Origin of the sequence: Hyalangium minutum (genome assembly GCF_000737315.1) — a bacterium.
GTDB classification, from domain to species: Bacteria; Myxococcota; Myxococcia; order Myxococcales; family Myxococcaceae; genus Hyalangium; species Hyalangium minutum.
In genome coordinates, this window is the sequence record NZ_JMCB01000030.1 from 61,424 (window position 1) to 78,557 (window position 17,134).

The following is a 17,134-nucleotide window of genomic DNA, read 5'->3' on the forward strand; positions in this document are numbered from 1 at the left end:
TGGCCACCTGACGTGCGGTGGGCCTCATACCGTCAGCCCCCGTGCCTCGAGCTCCGCCTGGGCCTGAGCCACGCGATCGTGCGCCACCTGGCCTCGCAGCCACCCGGCCAGCTCCATGAGCCCCTGGTGGAAGGAGACCTGCGGCGAGTACCCCAGCACCTTGCGCGCCAGCGAGATGTCCGCGATGCAGTGGCGCGCGTCGCCCACCCGGTACTTGCCGGTGATTTCGGGCCGGAGGTGCGGCTTGCCCATCAGCTCGGCGATGGCCGCCGCCGCTTCCCGCACCGTGATGGACTGCCCGCTGCCGATGTTGAAGACGCCGCCCACGGCCTCGGGCACCTCCAGCGCCAGCCGGCACGCCCGCGCCACGTCATGCACGCTGACGAAGTCCCGCTGCTGCAGCCCGTCCTCGAAGATGAGCGGCCGGTTTCCGTTCAGCAGCCGCGAGGCGAAGATGGCCAACACGCCCGCGTAGGGGTTGGAGAGCGCCTGCCGGGGCCCGTAGACGTTGAAGAGGCGCAGCACCACCGTGGGGATGCCGTAGGCCTTCCCCACCATGAGGCACAGCCGCTCCTGGTCGTACTTAGAGAGCGCGTACACCGAGGAGAGAGAGAGCGCCTTGACCTCCGGCGTGGGCACCGGCATCAGCACCTGGCCCGTCGCGTCCCGCACCTCCCACTGGCCCGCCTGGAGCTGCTCGCGCGTGCGCTCCTGGCCCGTCGTCAGCCGCCCCGCGGGGCCGGTGAAGAGTCCCTCGCCGTACACGCTCATGCTCGAGGCCACCACCAGCCGCTGCACCGGCTTCTGGCTGAGCGCCTCCAGCAGCACCGCCGTCCCCAGGTTGTTCACCGAGGTGCAGTGGGCAATCTCGTACATGCTCTGGCCCACGCCCACCGCGGCTGCGAAGTGGTACACGGCGTCCACGCCCTCGAGTGCGTGCCGCACCGCCTTCCCGTCCCGCACATCCCCCACATGCAACTCCACCTCTGGGTGGAGATAGGCCGGGCGCTGGCGGCCCTCCCCGTGCACCTGCGGCAGCAGACAGTCGAGTACGCGGACCCGGTGCCCCTGCGCCATGAGCTGCTCGGCCACGTGCGAGCCGATGAAGCCCGCACCGCCGGTCACCAGGATGAGCTTGCTCTTCATTGCGCCTCCGACACCGTCATGCCCTGTGTAAGCCCCTCTCCCACTTGCATCAGGGGAAGAAGAGGGCACCCGCCGCGGCCAATTCACCGAGCCACCGTGGTCTTGCCTGCGGTCCACGCTTTCGGGGGCGAACCTAGGCAGGTCCAAATCGTGCGGGTAGTGGCGGATCGCCTGCTTGTGCCGCCGTACGAGACCTTTGCTGGGAATCGAGCAAGCTCTCGAAAAGAATAAGGATTTCACCCTGGGGGGCATCGCCCCTGGGTCGTATGGAGCGGGCCCAAGGGACGTGTTGGGTCGCGCGTCCACAACCTACCTCACAGGTCGATCAGGGCGGACTGCCTCACCTGTGGCGAATTGCAACGGCCCTTCAGGATTGCATCCCCTCTTCAAACCCCACGCAGGCGCGCAGAATCTGCGGATCCCCGGGGTAGGACGCAGGAATTGCGCGCTCCCGGCCCTGGGAGGCCTTCTGTTCACTTGGGAACACGGCTTGCAGTGCTGATGGCCCGAAAGGGAACCCCACCGTGAACGAGCCCAGCATTGCCATTCTGTCGGATCAAAACCTGTTTCGAGAGGGCGTGGTCCAGCTCCTCCGGTCTCAGGGATTTCAGCAGATTAGCGAGTACCAGTCGGCCGCCGAGCTCCAGCGGGAGGTGCACAACCCGCCGCAGCTGGTGCTGGTCGACATGGATCACCGCACGGATGATCCCCTCGCGCTGGTGAGGGAGCTGCGTTGCAAAACGCCACACGCCACCGTGGTCATCATGGGCGCGGTGCAACAGCGGGCCGCGTTCCCGGGCACTGGGCCTACGCCGGTAGAGCGGCCCGAGGCGGCCCCCCAGGCCCTGCGCGCCGCGGTGAGCCTGGCGCAGGCAGCCCAGGAGTCGAACACCCCAGAGCAGCCGTCGGCCGAGGCACAGAACCAGCAGCGGCTCTGGGCGATGATGACGCCCCGGCAGCGGGACGTGCTGGGCTACCTGTCCACCGGCTCGGACAACCTGAAGATCGCCGCGAACCTCGGCATCTCCGAGCGGGCGGTGAAGGCGCACGTGTCCGCGCTGCTCTCGCTGTTCAGCGCGGAGAACCGGACCGAGCTGGCCGTGCTCGCGTGCCGCGCGGGGCTCCGCCCGCCTCTCCGCAGCCTGCCACGCAACCAGAACATGCCGCAGGCTCGGGCCGGCTGAGGCGCCTGCCCCGCCTCCCTTGAGTGGGCGCCCGTGCGACATGCCCCTGGGTGCGTAACACCTCTGAGTTTCGCGCACTCATACTGCGAGCTGGCAGAAGCGTGACACAGCCATGCGCCGGCGGACCCGCCTGGGCCGGCCAGAGCTGGGGGGGAAGCACCATGGAAGCAAGTGCCGTGGGGGGCTCGCGCCTCCCGGAAGAGCTGTATTCGAACACCTCGGCCGAGCTCATCGCCACCGAGCTGCAGATCCCGGTGGAGTTGCTCAAGCTGTCCGCGGAGGGACTCGTGGAGGAGCTCCGGACCCACCCGGGAGACCCCTTGGAGCTCTCCGCCGCGGAGACACTCGTCCACTCAGCGGAGAAGATGCGCCGCATCGTCCAGGCGCTCCTCGATGCGCTCCAGGCCGAGCAGCCCTGAGGTGTCCTTGCAGATCGTGCGCGCCGCTCCCAGCGAGTACCCCATCCTCCGAAACCTCTACCCGCTCTACCTCCATGATCTCAGCGAGTTCGGGGGTAGCTACACGCTCGATGCCCAAGGCGTCTGGCAGCCGGACTACCTGAGCACGTGGCTGTCCGAGAGCGAGCAGGTGCATCCGCTCCTCTTCCGGCTCGACGGGATGCCCGTGGGCTTCGCCTTCGTCGCGCAGGCCCCCTTTCCTTATATGACGCAGGGCCGCGACTACCAGTTGAGCGAGTTCTTCATCCTCCGCTCCAAGCGCCGCCAGGGCTTGGGACAGCAGGCAGCCCTCGGGGTCCTGAACCGCTTCCGAGGCGTGTGGGAAATGGCACAGCTCCGCGAGAACCGCGCCGCCATCGCGTTCTGGAAACACGTCCTCACGGAGTACACCCACGGCCGGTTCCAGCAGACCTTGCTCAACGGAGAGCCCGCGCAGGTGTTCGACAACCGGGGGCTGTGAGCACCGGACTGTCCGGTGCGCCACGGACACATTGCCCGGCCCTCCAGTGGTGGCCCGGAGTGCGAGTTCGCACGATGGGCCTTGGCTGGCTCCAGCGGGGCCTCCAGGGGGAGGCGGGATGCTGAGGCAGTTGCTGCTGTCCGATGTCGACACCACCGGTCCTGCAGACAGTGAGGGCTGGGCGCTCCTGGCCCGAGAGTTTCCCACCGTGGCCGTGCAGCCGCTCGGCGCGGGGGTGGGCGCCCAGGTGCTCAGCCTGGACGCGCAGGCATGGCTCAGTCCGAGCTTCGATCCCTTCGCCTGGGATGCGCGCGTCTTCGCGGCGGCGGGCGAAGAACGGCTCGCGCTGCACCTGACGGGCGCTCAGGGCGAGCGGCTCGCGCAGGCGGGGCTGGAGATCCTCACGCGCTACCAAGGCCTGATTGGCCGGCGCAACCCGGCATCCTCGGGGGCAGTCTTCGGACAGATCCTCTCGCACCACCGCGCGCTCCATGACCTGAACAAGCCCCTCATCCACGCGGACTACCGGCATGCGCTGGACACCTGGCAGTGGGTGCTGAGGCTGGAGCCCGAGGCCAGCCTGGAGGTGCAGGTGGCGGCGCTCTTCCATGACGTGGAGCGGCTGCTCTCGGAGGGGGACTTCCGCATCGAGCACAAGGTGGAGGACTACCAGCTCTTCAAGGACGCGCATGCGGCGCTGGGCGCGGAGCTCACCTGCTCGCTGCTGGAGGAGCTGGACATGGACTCGACCACCTGTGAGCGGGTGCGCTGGCTCATCACCCGTCACGAGCGGACGGGAGATGACTCCGCACTGGCGCTGCTCAACGATGCGGATGCGCTGTCGTTCTTCTCGATCAACTCTTCGGGCTTCATCCGCTACTTCTCCCCCGAGCACTCCCGGAAGAAGGTGGCCTACACGCTCGCGCGGCTCCGGCCCCAGCACCACGCCCAGCTGAAGCGCATGCGCCTGGCTCCGGCCGTGCGCGGAATGGTGGAGGCCCTCCTCCCCTTCTCTGGGCTGGCGGCCCAGGAAGGGGTGGCATGAGGCCCATCATTCAGCTCGGGGGGGAGCGAATCGCTCCGGTCACTTCGGCTTCACGAACTTCAGAGCGAAGCGGTCGCTCGTGCCTCGGCGCTCGCCCGCCGTGCCGGGGCTGGAGTTCCAGTCACGCGGGTCCTGCGGGTTGCGCCACACGTCGCTCTCGGCCGCCAGCTGGAAGCCTGCGGCGAGCACCTCGTCACGGACCACCAGCTCGTCGATGCGGTGCAGCGTCTGGACGTCGTTCACACCCGTGCCCGGCTTCGCGCTCGAATCGATGACCACGTAGACGCCGCCCGGCTTGAGCGCCTTGAACACCGCCGCGTTCATCTTCGCGCGGTCCGCCTTCAGCCACACGGAGTCGTGGTAGATGATGTTGCTCACCACCGCGTCCAGGTCTGTCACCTCGGGCGGAAACGGATCGTCCAGCTCGCGATCCAGCCGCACCACCTTGGCGTTCACCGGACGCGCGAGCCGATCGGTCCAGCGCTTCTCGGCGAAGCGCTCGCGGACGAGCTGCGGGTTCTCGCCGTAGACGACGCCCGTGGGCCCCACCGCGCGGGCGAGCAGCTCGATGGTGTACCCGGCACCGGCCATCAGCTCGGCCACCTTCATGCCGGGGGCCACCCCTACGAACTCGAGCAGCGCCGCGGGGTGGCGCCCCTCATCGAGGGCCCGGTCCTCTTCGGTCCGGTCCGGCGCCTGGACGATCGCCATCGCGGCGGCGGCCGTGAGTGGAGGGGCAGCAGCGGGAGACTCGGACTGGGTCGAGTGAGCACATCCAGCGAGCGACAGACAAGCAACGAAGAGAAGAGAGCGCATGCCGCCTTCATAACCGCCTGCCCCAGGAAGCTCTACAGGCGCGAAGGGAGCGCCTGGGAAACCGTCACCTACGCTTCACCTTCTTGCCCGGGTTCGTCGCGTCGGCCGTGAGGCTGAGCACCGTATAGAGGTTCATCATGTACGCGCTATTGTCCGGGTCGAGGTCCGCTGCCTTCTGGAAGAGCGCCGAGGCCCGCGCGTAGTCCTTGCGCTGGTTCAGCAGGATCATCCCCAGCCGGTTGTAGAGCGGCGCAGGCTGCGGGAGCTTGGAGATGCCCTGATCGAGCATCGCGATGGCCTCCTCGATCTTCCCGCTGCGCTCCAGCTGCACGGCCCTCTGGATGACGCCATCCGCGGCATTGTCCGTGACGGGCGCGGGGGCAGGCGTGGCCACGGGCGGTTGCGGAGGCGCGCTCTTGGCTGAAGCCGGAGCTTGGGCCGAAGCCGGAGCTTCAGCCGGAGCCGAAGTGCTGACCGCCTTGGCTGCGGGCTTCGCATTCTTCACCTCCGGAGCACGCCTGGGGGCACGGGCTGGCTTCTCGGGAGGAGTCGTGAGCTGGGTGATCTCCCGCTCGCACAAGGACTCGAAGATGGCGTGCAGTTCCACATCAGCCAGGCTGGTAACCTTCGCGATGTCCGAGACCGGCGTCCTGCCATCCACGAAGGAGAGCACGTAGGCCTCGAACGGGTGGAGCGGCTTCTCCACGATGGACAGCAGGCCTCCGGTGATGATCGGCACCAGCTTGGACCGCTCGGGATCGTGCGCGTACCCGGAGGCCCGCGTCTTGTCCATGAGCGGATGAACCGGCCTCTCGGTGGTGACCTTCTTGTCGGGTGGGGCGATGAGCGCTCGCACCAGGGACACATTGTCCCGCTTCTGCAGCTCGTCCGGGCTGCGGACGAGGAGCAGCTCGCAGCGCTCGCACTGGAAGTCATCCTTCGAGACGGGCGCCCCACAGTGCGGGCAGGACTCGTCGTCCGGCATGTGCTCGAAGGCCTGGGCGTCCGCGTAGTAGTGCTTGCGGATCGCCGCGCGGATGGACCGCCGCACCGCCACGAAGGGCAGCACCTGCTTCACGCCCGCCGTGCGGGCAATCTCCTCGATGGCGCGCTGCCGCTGCGGCTCGGCGATGGCGACGTACAGCACCCCGGCCTCGTCCATCCGCAGCGGGACGAAGTCGAACCCCTCCGCCAGCCGGACCGGAATCTTCTCGAGGAGCGAGGGCTCGATCTTCGCCTGGGAGAGCTTCGCGGTGGACACGAAGCGCGTCTTGAACTCCTGGGCGAGCACGCGGAGTACGGGGGTCTCATCCAACCCCAGGCGCACCAGGCACTCCCCCAGCTTCTGCCCCGTGGCCTTCTGACGCTCGAGCGCCCGCGCCAGCATGTCCGGCTTCAGGACGCCTTCCGAAACCAGTTGTTCTCCCAGTTTGCGAGCCATGCCCGGATTCAAGGCCAGCGGAGAGGCTGTCGTCTACGGCCTCGGCAGCCTTTCCGCCGGTGTGCCCCCGGGGCCCTACAGGCCGTGAGAGGCGGACGTGTGGGGAAGAGGCGCGTCGATGGGTGGACCGAGAAGCTGTACCCGAGTCCCAAGCCGCTTCTCACGCTGCGGATCGCGCTTGAGATTGGTGTGCATGAATGACTTCCATGGCAAGCGAATCGTGGTCCTGGGCGGCGCGGGATTCCTCGGCTCGCACCTGTGCGAGCGGTTGCTGCGCGAGGGCACGGACGAAGTCATCAGCCTGGACAACTTCGTCACTGGCAACCCGCGCAACCTGGCGGGGCTGACGGCGCTGGGGGGCTTCCTGTCCGTGGAGCATGACGTCACCGAGCCGCTGCGCATCGCAGGTCCGGTGCACTACGTCTTCAACCTGGCCTCCCCGTCCTCGCCCATCGACTGCGCCCAGCTGCCCATCGAGACGCTGCGCGCGGGCTCGCTGGGCACCGAGAACGGCCTGCGGCTGGCGCGCGAGAAGGGCGCGGTGTTCCTTCAGGCCTCCGCCTCGGAGCTTTACGGGGATCCGCTCGTGCATTCCCAGCAGGAGGACTCCTGGGGCAACGTGAACCCGATCGGGCCGCGCTGCTGCTACGACGAGGCCAAGCGCTACGGCGAGGCGCTCGTCATGGCCTACCACCGCGGCCACGGCCTGCGCACGCGCATCGCGCGCATCTTCAATACGTACGGGCCGAGGATGCGCCTGGATGAAGACCGCGTGGTGCCCGCCTTCGTGGGCCAAGCGCTCCGAGGCGAGGACTTCACGGTGTTCGGCGACGGCTCGCAGACGCGCTCGTTCTGCTACGTGCGGGATGTCATCGACGGGCTGGTGCGGCTGGCCCTGTGCAACGTCACCGAGCCGGTGAACATCGGCAACCCTCGGGAGATGACCCTCCTCCAGCTCGCCGAGGCCGTCCGCGCCGCAGCGGGCGGAGCAGGGCGCATCCTCTTCCAGCCGCTGCTCAGGGAAGACCCCCAGCAGCGCCGCCCGGACATCACCCGGGCCCGAACGCTGCTGGGCTGGGAGCCGCGCACCTCGCTGGAGGAGGGGCTCGTGGAGACACTCGCGTGGTTCCGCCAGGAGCTGGGGCCTTCGAGCGGCGAGCTCAGGCCGCGTCGCGGTTGGGAGGCGGCGGGGCGGGGGTGATGCTGGAACCCGGAGCGGCCACCAGCGCCGTCAGCTCCTCCCCACTGAGCGTCTCCTTCTGCAGGAGCGTGTGCGCGGCCCGGCGCAGGACCTGCTCGCGCTTCCCGAGCAGCTCGCGCACCCGGGCATGCTGCCCCTTGAGGATGTTCCCGACCTCGTCGTCGATGCGCCGAGCGAGCCCCTCGCTGTAGTTGCCTCTCGTGCGCGAGGGCCCGGACTCCAGAAAGGCCGAGCCCCGGCCCTCATCGAACGTCGCCAGGCCCAGCACCTCGGTCATGCCGTAGGAGACCACCATGCTCCGGGCGATGTCCGTGGCCCTGAGCAAGTCATCGTGGGCTCCCGTGGAGACCTCCTGGAAGATGAGCTCCTCGGCCACGCGCCCTCCGAGCAGTGTGGCGATCTTGTCCTCCAGCTCCCGCCGCGTCATCAGGAAGCGGTCCTCGGTGGGCACCTGGAGGGTGTAGCCCAGCGCCGCAGTCCCTCGCGGGACGATGGACACCTTCTGCACCACCCCCACGCTGGACAGGGCCATGCCCACCAGCGCGTGACCCAGCTCGTGGTACGCCACACGCTCCCGCTCCTGCGCGCTGAGCACCCGGTGGCGCTTCTGAAGCCCGGCCACCGCGCGCTCCACCGCCTCCTCCAGATCCGCGCGCGTGACCGTGTTCTGGCCGTGCCGGGATGCCCTCAGCGCCGCCTCGTTGATGACGTTGGCCAGGTCCGCCCCCACCATGCCCACCGTCATGCCCGCCAGCCGCTCCAGATCGCCAGCATCCTCCAGGGGCACCGAGCGCGCGTGCAGCTTCAAGATGTCCAGCCGCCCACTCCTGTCCGGCCGATCCACGAGGACCTGCCGGTCGAAGCGGCCCGCCCGCAACAGCGCTGGGTCCAGGATCTCCGGCCGGTTGGTGGCCGCCATGAGGATGACGCCGATGCGTGGGTCGAAGCCGTCCATCTCCACCAAGAGCTGGTTGAGCGTCTGCTCCCGCTCCTCATGGCCCATGGGCCCGGCGTTGCGCGCACGGCCCAGCGCGTCCAGCTCGTCGATGAAGATGATGCAGGGCGCCTGCGCCCGGGCTTGCTGGAACAAGTCCCTCACGCGCGCGGCGCCCACGCCCACGAACATCTCCACGAACTCCGAGCCGCTGAGGCTGAAGAAGGGCACCTTCGCCTCACCGGCCACCGCACGCGCCAGCAGCGTCTTGCCCGTGCCCGGAGGCCCCACCAGGAGCACCCCCTTGGGGAGCTTCCCACCCAGGCGCCGGAACTGCTCTGGCGTTTGGAGGAAGGAGACGACCTCGGCCAGGTCCTCCTTCGCCTCGTCCACCCCGGCCACGTCCGCGAAGCCCACCGTGACGTCATGCTCCGCGTAGATCTTCGCTCGGCTGCGTCCCGCGGACAGGTAGCCCTCCGCTGCCCCGCCCACGCCACTGACGCGCGTCAGGAGCAGGTAGGCAATGCCGCCCACCATCAGCACGCTCACAGCCAGCGTTGTCCACGGCAGCTCTGGCAACGCCCCCGAGACCTTCACCCCCTGGGCGCGCAGCTCTCTCAGCAGGTCGGGATCGTCCACGCGGAGCGCGGAGAAGCCACGGCCCGGGTCTTCGGGTCCGTCCTTGAAGCGGCCCTCCACATGCGAGGCGGAGATGCGCACGGAAGACACCCTTCCCTGCGCCACGGCTTCACGGAACTCCGAATAGGAAAACGTCGTTCCCTGCCGCCACCGTACCCACTGTTGCAAACCGATGAACGACACCAGGAGCAAGACAGGCAGGGCCCACCGCCACCACAGCGGCTTCTCTTTCTTCATACAATCATCCTTTAAGCTCAGCCCGGCCCCAATCCCCCCCCGCTGCGGCCCTGACCTCTTTTTGTTGATTCAGGTCTGCCTCACATCATGCACGGCTTATCTCTAATCCCAAACGGCGCAAGCACACTTCGTTCTCCGCCTGAAACTGCGCAAAGTTTGCGTGGGTCCCTCCCGGGAAGAGGTCGTGCTTGCCCCCTCGCCTGCTCCCCAGGTGCGCCGAGGGCCGCTGACGGGGTATCGTCCCATCAAAACCGGGGGTCTCTGCGTGTTCGAACGAATCTCCAATAGCTGGAAACTCGCCAAGGCGAGTGCTGCGGTGTTGAGCGCTGATAAGGAATTGATGCTTTTCCCTGCCTTGTCGGCCGTGATGCTGGTGCTGGTCACCGTGGCCTTTGCCCTTCCCATCTTCTTGACGGAGAACGCGGCGGGGATGCTGGAAGGCGTGGGCTCTTACGTCGTCGCCTTCCTGTTCTACCTGGTCTCCTACTTCGTCATCTTCTTCTGCAACTCGGCGCTGGTAGGCGCGGCGATGATCCGGCTGCGCGGCGGAGACCCCACGGTGGCGGACGGCTTCCGCATCGCCGGCAGCAAGGTGGGCACCATCTTCGGCTATGCGCTCATCGCGGCCACGGTGGGCATGGTGCTGCGCGCGCTGCAGGAGCGCGCGGGGTTCATCGGGAAGATCATCATTGGCCTCATCGGCATGGCGTGGAACCTGGCCACCTTCCTCGTGGTGCCCGTGCTCGTGACGGAGGACGTCAGCCCGGTGGACGCGGTGAAGCGCAGCATGGCGCTGCTCAAGAAGACGTGGGGCGAGCAGGTGATTGGCGGCTTCTCGCTCGGTGCCATCACCGGCCTGGCCACGTTCCTGCTCATCCTCGTGTTCGTGCCGATGATCATCCTGGCCGTCTCCGCTGGCTCGCCGGTCCTCATCGGGCTGGTCATCGGCGGCTTCGTTCTCTCTCTGCTGCTGCTGTCGCTGGTGAACGCGACGCTGTCGGGCATCTACACCGCGGCGCTCTACCGCTACGCCGCCGAGGGCGACGTCAGCCAGGGCTTCGAGGCCGGCATGGTGGAGGGCGCGTTCCGCCCGAAGGACTGAGGCAAACGCACTGCGGCTGCAGTGAGACGTCCGCTGAAACGCGCGGCTTTCATCGTCCTGGGGCTCGTGCTTCTCGGCCTGGTGGTGGGGCTTTTCTGGAAGGAAGCGCCCTCTGCGCCCGAGTCCGAGGCCGCACGGGCATCCTCGCAGCCGGCCTCTCGTGAGGCGGCGCTCCCGGGCCGGGCTCCCGTGGCTTCCACACCTCCTGCTCCGGGAGACCTGAGCATCCGAGGCGTGGTGCGGGACGCGCAAGGCCCCGTGGCAGGCGCGGTGGTGCTGGCCACGGGAGTGGATCCTCGCGAGACGCTCTCAGAGCTGCCCGCGGAGCAGGGCGGGCTGCGCGGGCTGTCCCCGCCCCAAGTCGTCCAGTGGTACGCCCCGGCGTCCGCGCTGTTCATGCGGCATGTGGCCGCGCGTGAGGGGGATGTGCTCGTCCTGGCTCGGACGACGTCGGCCGCGGATGGCGCGTTCCTCTTGGAAGGGCTGGGGCCAGGGACCGTCACCCTCTGGGCGGACAGCCCTCGAGGCGCCGCGGTACTGCGCCAGGTACCCTCCGGCCAGCAGCATGCGGAGTTGGTGCTGGCTGCGGGGCACCACGCCGAGGGCCTGGTGGTGGGCCACGATGAGGGCCCTCTGCAGGGCGTGCTCGTCACCGCCATCCACCTCTCCCTGGGCCGCTTCTTCGACACCGTCACGGACGCGCAGGGGATGTTCCGCTTCGAGCCCCTGCCGCCCGGGGAGTACTTCCTCGTCTTCACGAAGCCGGGGTGGCTCTCCGAGTTCTTCTCGCTCCAGGAGCTCTACAAGTTCAATGCTCGAACGACCCTGGAGCGCCCGCGAAGAATCTCTGGACGCGTCCTCCAGGGCGGTGCCCCCGCCGCGAGCGCCCACGTTCAGCTCACCGACAACGGGCATCTCTGGGAGACCCAGACGGATGCGCAGGGCCGCTTCGCCTTCGACGAACTCCGCGAGAGCTCCTATGTGCTGCAGGCGGTGAAGGAGCCGGAGAGGGCCCTGCTGACCCTGGCCTTCCGCAAGGACCCGATGGAGAGCCTCACCTTGGAGCTCTCTCCTCCGGCGTTCCTCGAGGGAACCGTGAGTGACGAGGCCGGAGCCCCCGTGGAGGGCGCCGAGGTCGAGGCCCATGGCCCTTGGAGGAACTCCGCGGGAAAGGTGGCGACGGACGTGCGGGGGCACTACCGGCTAGGCCCCCTGGCCAAGGGCACCTATGGGGTGAGTGTCCAGGCGGACTCCTATCTGGACCACTACTCCAACAAGAACCTGCCGGAGGACGGCTCCTTGCTGGACTTCACGCTGAAGAAGATCGTCCCCGTGGAGGGAATCGCCGTAGATACCGAGGGCCGGCCCCTTCCCCACCTCCCGCTCCAGCTGTGGAGGCCGGGCGCGAGGGAGGGCTCCTACATGGTGGGACACCATCGCCGCCCGAACATGCCCGTGACCAGCGCGCGGACGGATGAGCGCGGCGCCTTCAAGATCTCCGCTCCAACTCCGGGGCCGTATGAGCTCGCCACGGACAGCTCCGAGGTCCGGCTCACCTCCATGTCGGTTGTGGCGCCTGCCCAAGAGGTGCGCTTCGCCGTCAATCGCGGCCTGAGCCTGGCGGGCGTGTTGATGGACGAGGCCGGCAAGCCCGTTCAGGGCGCACAGCTCCTCTCCGTGGACGCGGCGCCTCCCTACCACGCGGGCGAGGTGGTGCTGACGGATGCAGAGGGCCGGTTCCTGCTGCCCGCGCTCTCCGAGGGCTCCTATCTCATCTATGCGTGGTACGAGGGCGACAGGACGCTGCGCGAGGTGTCCACCCGCGTGGAGCTGCGCCGGAGCCTGTCCTCACCGCTCCAGCTGCGCTTCGAGCCTGGGCACAGCTGGACGGGCTGGGTGGAGGACGACCAGGGCCGCCCGCTCGCGGGGGTCACCGTGACGCTCGACCGGGCGCAGGATCCGGCAGAGCCCGAGGTGGAGAACGCGCTCTTGGTGGCCGTGCCCGGCATCACCGTCCTCTCGGGACCGGACGGGCGCTTCACCTTTCACCACCTGACACGCGCGACCTACGGGTTCCGGTTCGAAAAGCCCGGCTACATGATCCGCCTCCCGCGGGATTCAACGGTGGTCTCCCAGAGCGACTTCAGCGACGCCCTCACCGTTCACGTGAGCGCCGGTGAGCTGCGCTTCGTCCTGGAAAGGGACGAGGACAAGGAGCCCGAGCCGTAGTCCGGGAGTCTCTCATCCTCCTGGTTTTGCTCGGGTTTCCCTATTTGTAGGGTCCTGGGGGTGAATGAATTCCAAGAGCCCGAGAAATTCGACGCAACTTCGGCGCGGCTGACACGAGAATCAGCGCAAGGAGATCTTCATGTCCACCTACCGCATCAAGTCCGGCGACACCCTCTCGGCCATCGCCTCGCGCTACCACACCACCGTCGGCGCGCTGGCCAAGGCCAACAAGATTGCCAACCCGAACCTCATCTACGCGGGCAAGACCCTGCAGATCCCGGGTCACTCCGGTAAGTCCACCTTCGAGCCCGCCAAGGGCGGCGGCAAGAAGCCGGCCGGCGGCACGGGCGGCACGGGTGGCACCGGCGGCACGGGCGGGGCGCAGACGGTCAACGGCGTCAAGGTGACCCCTCAGATGCGCAAGCTGGCTGAGGCCGGCAAGGCGGCGGCGATGAGCATGGGCGGCTACAACAGCCAGGGCCTGTGCGCCACGGGCGTGAGCAAGGCCATCAAGAACTCCATGGGCATCAAGGTGTGGGGCAACGGCAACCAGATCGACAACAACCTGCCCCGGGACAAGTTCAAGCAGGTGAACATGCCGCTGTCCGAGGCCCTGAAGATCCCGGGCATGGTGCTCACCTGGGAGAAGACCTCGACGCGCCTGGGCAGCATCTACGGCCACACCGCCATCACCACGGGTGACGGCCACTCGTCCGCGAGCGACTTCATCGAGCGCAACACGCTGGCGGGCAACGCGAGCCGCAGCGGCCTGAAGATCTTCATGCCGATCTAGCGCACCCAAGCAGGCAGAGCACCGCCACCACCGACGCCTCCGGGGCTGTTGACCGGGGGCGTTGTCGTGTCCGCAGCCGACAGTGACACGCCCGGCCTATGGACGCGGGGAGGCCCAGGGCGTCTGCTGGAGGCATGTCCGAACCAACCCCCGCCGTGCCGGCCCTGGAGACCGAGGCCCGCCCGGTGGATGTGTCCGAGCGAGTCGTCCTGCTGGACGTGCTGCGCGGCTTCGCCCTGTGGGGCGTCTTCCTCTCGAACAGCTTCATGTGGTTCAGCGGGCGCAACCTGCTGCCGCGCGAGCAGGCCAAGGCGCTGGGAGCTCCGCTGTTCGAGGGAGTGGTCAGCTCGCTCTACCACTTCTTCGTGAACCAGAAGTTCGTCACCCTCTTCTCGTTCCTGTTCGGACTGGGCTTCACCATCCAGCTGTCGCGCGCCAAGGCCCGGGGCCGTGCGATTGTCCCGCTGTACTCGCGACGGCTGCTGGTGCTGCTGGGCATCGGCCTGACGCACCTCTTCGGAATCTGGCCCGGTGACGTGCTCTCCACCTATGCCCTGGTGGGCTTCGTGCTGCTGCTCTTCCGTGAGCGCTCGGACAAGACGGTGCTGATCTGGGTGCTGGTGCTGGTGGGAGTGGTGCCACTGGTGGCGCCCCTGATCCAGCACTATGGCCCCATCCTGCTGCACGGTGCACAGGCGGCGGCCGAGCAGGCCAAGGCGCAGGAGGAGGCACTGGCCCAGATGCGGGCGCGGTACCTGGCGGGCCGCGCGAGCGATTCCTTCTGGGCCGTCCAGCTGGAGAGCGCGCGATACTTCGTCACGGCCATGGTCTGGCAGGTCAACCGCCTGCTCTGGATGATCGAGATCCTCGGCCGCTTCCTGCTGGGCCTGCTGGCGGGACGGCATCTGCTGATGCAGGACGTGGAGCGCAACCGCCCGTGGCACCGCCGGCTGCTCGTGTGGGGACTGGTGCTGGGCGTGCTGGGCAATGGCGCGATGGTGGTGGTGCAGCGCCTGCGCATCGCGGGGCTGGTGGACCCCGTGAAGGATGCGTGGATGGTGATCATGCCGCTCATCCACGAGGCGGGCTACCTGGGGTTGGCCGCGGTGTACGTGGCCGCCTTTGCCCTGCTCTTCCAGCGCGAGGGGTGGCGCAAACGGATGTCGGTGCTGGCGCCGGTAGGCCGCATGGCGCTCACCAATTACCTGACGCAGTCGGTGGTGAGCCTCTGCCTCTACGACGGGTGGGGGCTGGGGCTCGTGGGCAAGCTGCCGCCGTCGCGCTGTGTGGCGCTGACGATGGCCGTGTTCGCGCTGCAGATCCCCTTCAGCCACGGGTGGCTGTCCCGGTTCCGCTTCGGCCCGGCCGAGTGGCTGTGGCGCTCGCTCACCTACGGCCGGGCCCAGCCCATGCGCCTGGCGCCCCCGAGCGCCCCGGAGTCGGCGGCGAGCTGAGCTCCGAGGCCAGCAGTCCCCCTCTCGATGCCTCGGGACGGGAGGGTTCCGGTGTCTGGCACAACCCGCCAGGGCGGCATGACGCCCGCCTACTCGTTGGGTAGGCTGCGCGAGGGCGGAGCTGACCGCCCCATCACGCCGAGGTATGCAATGACAGACATTCCCTCCCCTGCCTCCCTCAGTCCTGGGGACCTCGTAGGCCCCTGGCGCATCGAGGGCTATGCCGGCCGGGGTTCCTACGGCCTGGTCTTCCGGGCCCGGCTCGCTTCACAGCCTGACTCGCCTCCAGTGGCGCTGAAGATGGCTGTCTTCCCCGGAGACCCGCGCTTCCGCCGCGAGGCCACCTTGTTGGAGAAGCTCCAGCATCCATCGGTGCCACGGCTGCTGGATCAGGGGGAGTGGCATGCTTCGGCCGACGCCGTTCACCCCTACATCGTCATGCAGTGGATCCACGGACTGCCGCTGTACGAGTGGGCGCGTCACCACCCGGTCTCCCCCCGACAAGCGCTCTTGGTGGTGGCCCAGGTGGCTGACGCACTGGCCCTGCTCCACCAAATCGAAGGCCTCCACCGCGACATGAAGGGCGACAACATCTTGGTCGATGCTCAAGGACGGGCCGTGCTCATCGACTTCGGCTCGGGGACTTGGAAGGGGGCGCCTCCTTTGACGCAGAGCCTGATGCCCCCCAACACTCCGGAGTACCGCAGCCCTCAGGCGCTGCGCTTCCACTGGAAGCACTGGGACACCCTCGAGGCTCGCTACGAGCCGACAGCCGCCGATGATGTCTATGCGTTGGGCGTCACGGCCTTCAAGCTGGTGACGCGCGTCTATCCGCCTCCGGGAACGAGCCCGGAGGACGTCAAGCAGCGGCTGCAGACGCCTCCTCCCCGGCGCCTGCCCGCTCAAGCGCACAACAGCCGCGTGGGGCCGGAGTTCTCCGCGCTCATCGAGCGCATGTTGGCGGAGGATCCCCAGCAACGCGCCTCCCCACGAGAGGTGGCCGAGGAAGCGATGACCATCGCTCGGCGACTGGGCTCCAGGGCCAACGAGCCGCTCTTCACCGTGGACCGGCCTGGTGCTGCGGTTCGCTGCGGGCCCGCTCCCGCCGTACCTGCGGCGCATGCAGTTCCAGCGGCTGAACCTGCTCGAGCCAGCGCCGAGCACCCCAAGCTCGCCAGGGCGTTGGGCTCCTGCCTGACAGCCCTCTTGGTGGTCTGGGGGAGCCAGAGCCTCTTTGGGCCAGACCGCCCCCCTGATTCGGAGCTGCTCGTGGCCATGCCACCGGAAGCCTCCGATGGGGGCGCCGCACCCGATGGAGGAACCCGCGCGTTGGGCGAGGAGGCACTTGCCGCTCGCGTCGAGCCCCCACAGCTTCCGCTACTCGCCAAGGTGGTCTCGACAGACCTGCCGACTCAACCACTGCCTGGACAGAAACGTCCCCCCTGCCAACGCAACGGGGCCAAGGTCATCCAGGGCGGCTGCTGGCTCCTCCTAGCCGACGTCGAGCCGCCCTGCGGCTTCAACGAGTACGAGTGGCAGGGCGCCTGTTACTCTGTCATGTACGAGCGTCCGCGCGCGCCCACCTCCGACACCCCTCAGCAGTAGACACTGCGGTGCATCGCAGGCAGCGGGTTCGATTCCCGCCGCCTCCACTTCCTGAGTACGTCTTTACGGATGGTTAGCCGCTTCCTCCATCCGTGTTGCACGTATGTCGCATGCGGGCGCAAGCGGCAGGGGCCGGTCGAGAACACCGACCGCCTCTCGCCGCGTGTCGGGGCTCAGGTGGGCATAGCGCTCGGTCATTTCGATGGTGACGTGTCCCATCTACTCCTGGATGACCTTGAGCGGAACGCCCCGCATAGCGAGGTGGCTCGCGGTATCAGTTCGGTGGCGCTGATCTCTCTCCTCGTCGCCAGCGTCACGGCTCAGGCGTTGGCCCTCGTCTCCGCGATCAGCCCCTGGTTCGCCTGGCTTCACTCTCTCGTCGTCGAGGAG

14 protein-coding genes and 1 pseudogene are annotated in these 17,134 nt (G+C 68.1%); 10 read left to right on the forward strand and 5 right to left on the reverse strand.

Translation table 11 applies throughout. From position 1 onward, the window contains the following. Positions 1-24: 24 nt before the first annotated feature. Positions 25-1,146, reverse strand: a complete 1,122-nt coding sequence (locus tag DB31_RS42480; protein ID WP_044199204.1) for an NAD-dependent epimerase/dehydratase family protein — start codon at positions 1,144-1,146, stop codon at positions 25-27. Between the two features lie 524 nt (positions 1,147-1,670). Between DB31_RS42480 and DB31_RS45820 the strand changes: the two genes are divergently transcribed. The 4 genes from DB31_RS45820 (at position 1,671) to DB31_RS42500 (ending at position 4,293) form a co-directional block, all read left to right on the forward strand. Beyond that, entirely contained in the window at positions 1,671-2,330 is a 660-nt protein-coding gene (locus DB31_RS45820; protein WP_052420690.1) for a response regulator transcription factor, read from the forward strand. Positions 2,331-2,491: 161 nt separating this feature from the next. Next, a complete protein-coding gene (locus DB31_RS42490) occupies positions 2,492-2,749 on the forward strand; it encodes a hypothetical protein (protein ID WP_157232458.1) in 258 nt (85 codons plus the stop codon). Position 2,750: 1 nt separating this feature from the next. After that, positions 2,751-3,248 (forward strand): GNAT family N-acetyltransferase, encoded by a 498-nt coding sequence (locus tag DB31_RS42495; RefSeq protein WP_240487252.1) that lies wholly within the window; start codon positions 2,751-2,753, stop codon positions 3,246-3,248. A 118-nt stretch (positions 3,249-3,366) separates the two neighbouring features. Then, positions 3,367-4,293 carry a DUF4202 family protein gene (locus DB31_RS42500; RefSeq protein ID WP_044199209.1) on the forward strand — a complete coding sequence of 309 codons (927 nt, stop codon included), beginning with the start codon at positions 3,367-3,369 and terminating at the stop codon, positions 4,291-4,293. A 39-nt stretch (positions 4,294-4,332) separates the two neighbouring features. Here the strand turns inward: DB31_RS42500 and DB31_RS42505 are convergent, their stop codons facing one another. Together DB31_RS42505 and DB31_RS42510 are read right to left on the reverse strand one after the other, a co-directional pair. Continuing rightward, positions 4,333-5,109, reverse strand: a complete 777-nt coding sequence (locus DB31_RS42505) for a class I SAM-dependent methyltransferase (RefSeq protein WP_044199212.1) — start codon at positions 5,107-5,109, stop codon at positions 4,333-4,335. A gap of 64 nt (positions 5,110-5,173) precedes the next feature. Further along, positions 5,174-6,550: a GspE/PulE/PilB domain-containing protein gene (locus tag DB31_RS42510; protein WP_044199259.1), complete on the reverse strand. Its 1,377-nt coding sequence runs from the start codon at positions 6,548-6,550 to the stop codon at positions 5,174-5,176. A 193-nt stretch (positions 6,551-6,743) separates the two neighbouring features. Between DB31_RS42510 and DB31_RS42515 the strand changes: the two genes are divergently transcribed. Beyond that, positions 6,744-7,751, forward strand: coding sequence for an NAD-dependent epimerase/dehydratase family protein (locus tag DB31_RS42515; protein WP_044199214.1), 1,008 nt, complete (start codon positions 6,744-6,746; stop codon positions 7,749-7,751). Here DB31_RS42515 and ftsH read toward each other — a convergent pair. Then, a complete protein-coding gene (ftsH, locus tag DB31_RS42520) occupies positions 7,711-9,561 on the reverse strand; it encodes an ATP-dependent zinc metalloprotease FtsH (protein WP_044199216.1) in 1,851 nt (616 codons plus the stop codon). The genes DB31_RS42515 and ftsH overlap by 41 nt on opposite strands. Before the next feature lie 340 nt (positions 9,562-9,901). Here ftsH and DB31_RS42525 point away from each other — a divergent pair, with 340 nt between their 5' ends. From DB31_RS42525 to DB31_RS42545, 5 genes are all read left to right on the forward strand, one after another. Beyond that, positions 9,902-10,663 (forward strand): DUF6159 family protein, encoded by a 762-nt coding sequence (locus DB31_RS42525; protein WP_205628660.1) that lies wholly within the window; start codon positions 9,902-9,904, stop codon positions 10,661-10,663. A gap of 21 nt (positions 10,664-10,684) precedes the next feature. Then, complete coding sequence (locus DB31_RS42530; protein WP_044199220.1) at positions 10,685-12,892, forward strand: MSCRAMM family protein; 2,208 nt, start codon at positions 10,685-10,687, stop codon at positions 12,890-12,892. Positions 12,893-13,031: 139 nt separating this feature from the next. Then, positions 13,032-13,685: a LysM peptidoglycan-binding domain-containing protein gene (locus DB31_RS42535; protein WP_044199223.1), complete on the forward strand. Its 654-nt coding sequence runs from the start codon at positions 13,032-13,034 to the stop codon at positions 13,683-13,685. 134 nt (positions 13,686-13,819) lie between these two features. Further along, positions 13,820-15,139: a DUF418 domain-containing protein gene (locus tag DB31_RS42540; RefSeq protein WP_044199226.1), complete on the forward strand. Its 1,320-nt coding sequence runs from the start codon at positions 13,820-13,822 to the stop codon at positions 15,137-15,139. A gap of 150 nt (positions 15,140-15,289) precedes the next feature. Further along, on the forward strand, positions 15,290-16,744 hold the full coding sequence (locus tag DB31_RS42545; protein ID WP_044199229.1) for a serine/threonine-protein kinase: 1,455 nt from the start codon (positions 15,290-15,292) through the stop codon (positions 16,742-16,744). Between the two features lie 63 nt (positions 16,745-16,807). Here the strand turns inward: DB31_RS42545 and DB31_RS51080 are convergent. After that, a pseudogene (locus DB31_RS51080) lies at positions 16,808-17,014 on the reverse strand (tyrosine-type recombinase/integrase); the annotation flags it as partial. Between the last annotated feature and the right edge of the window lie 120 nt (positions 17,015-17,134).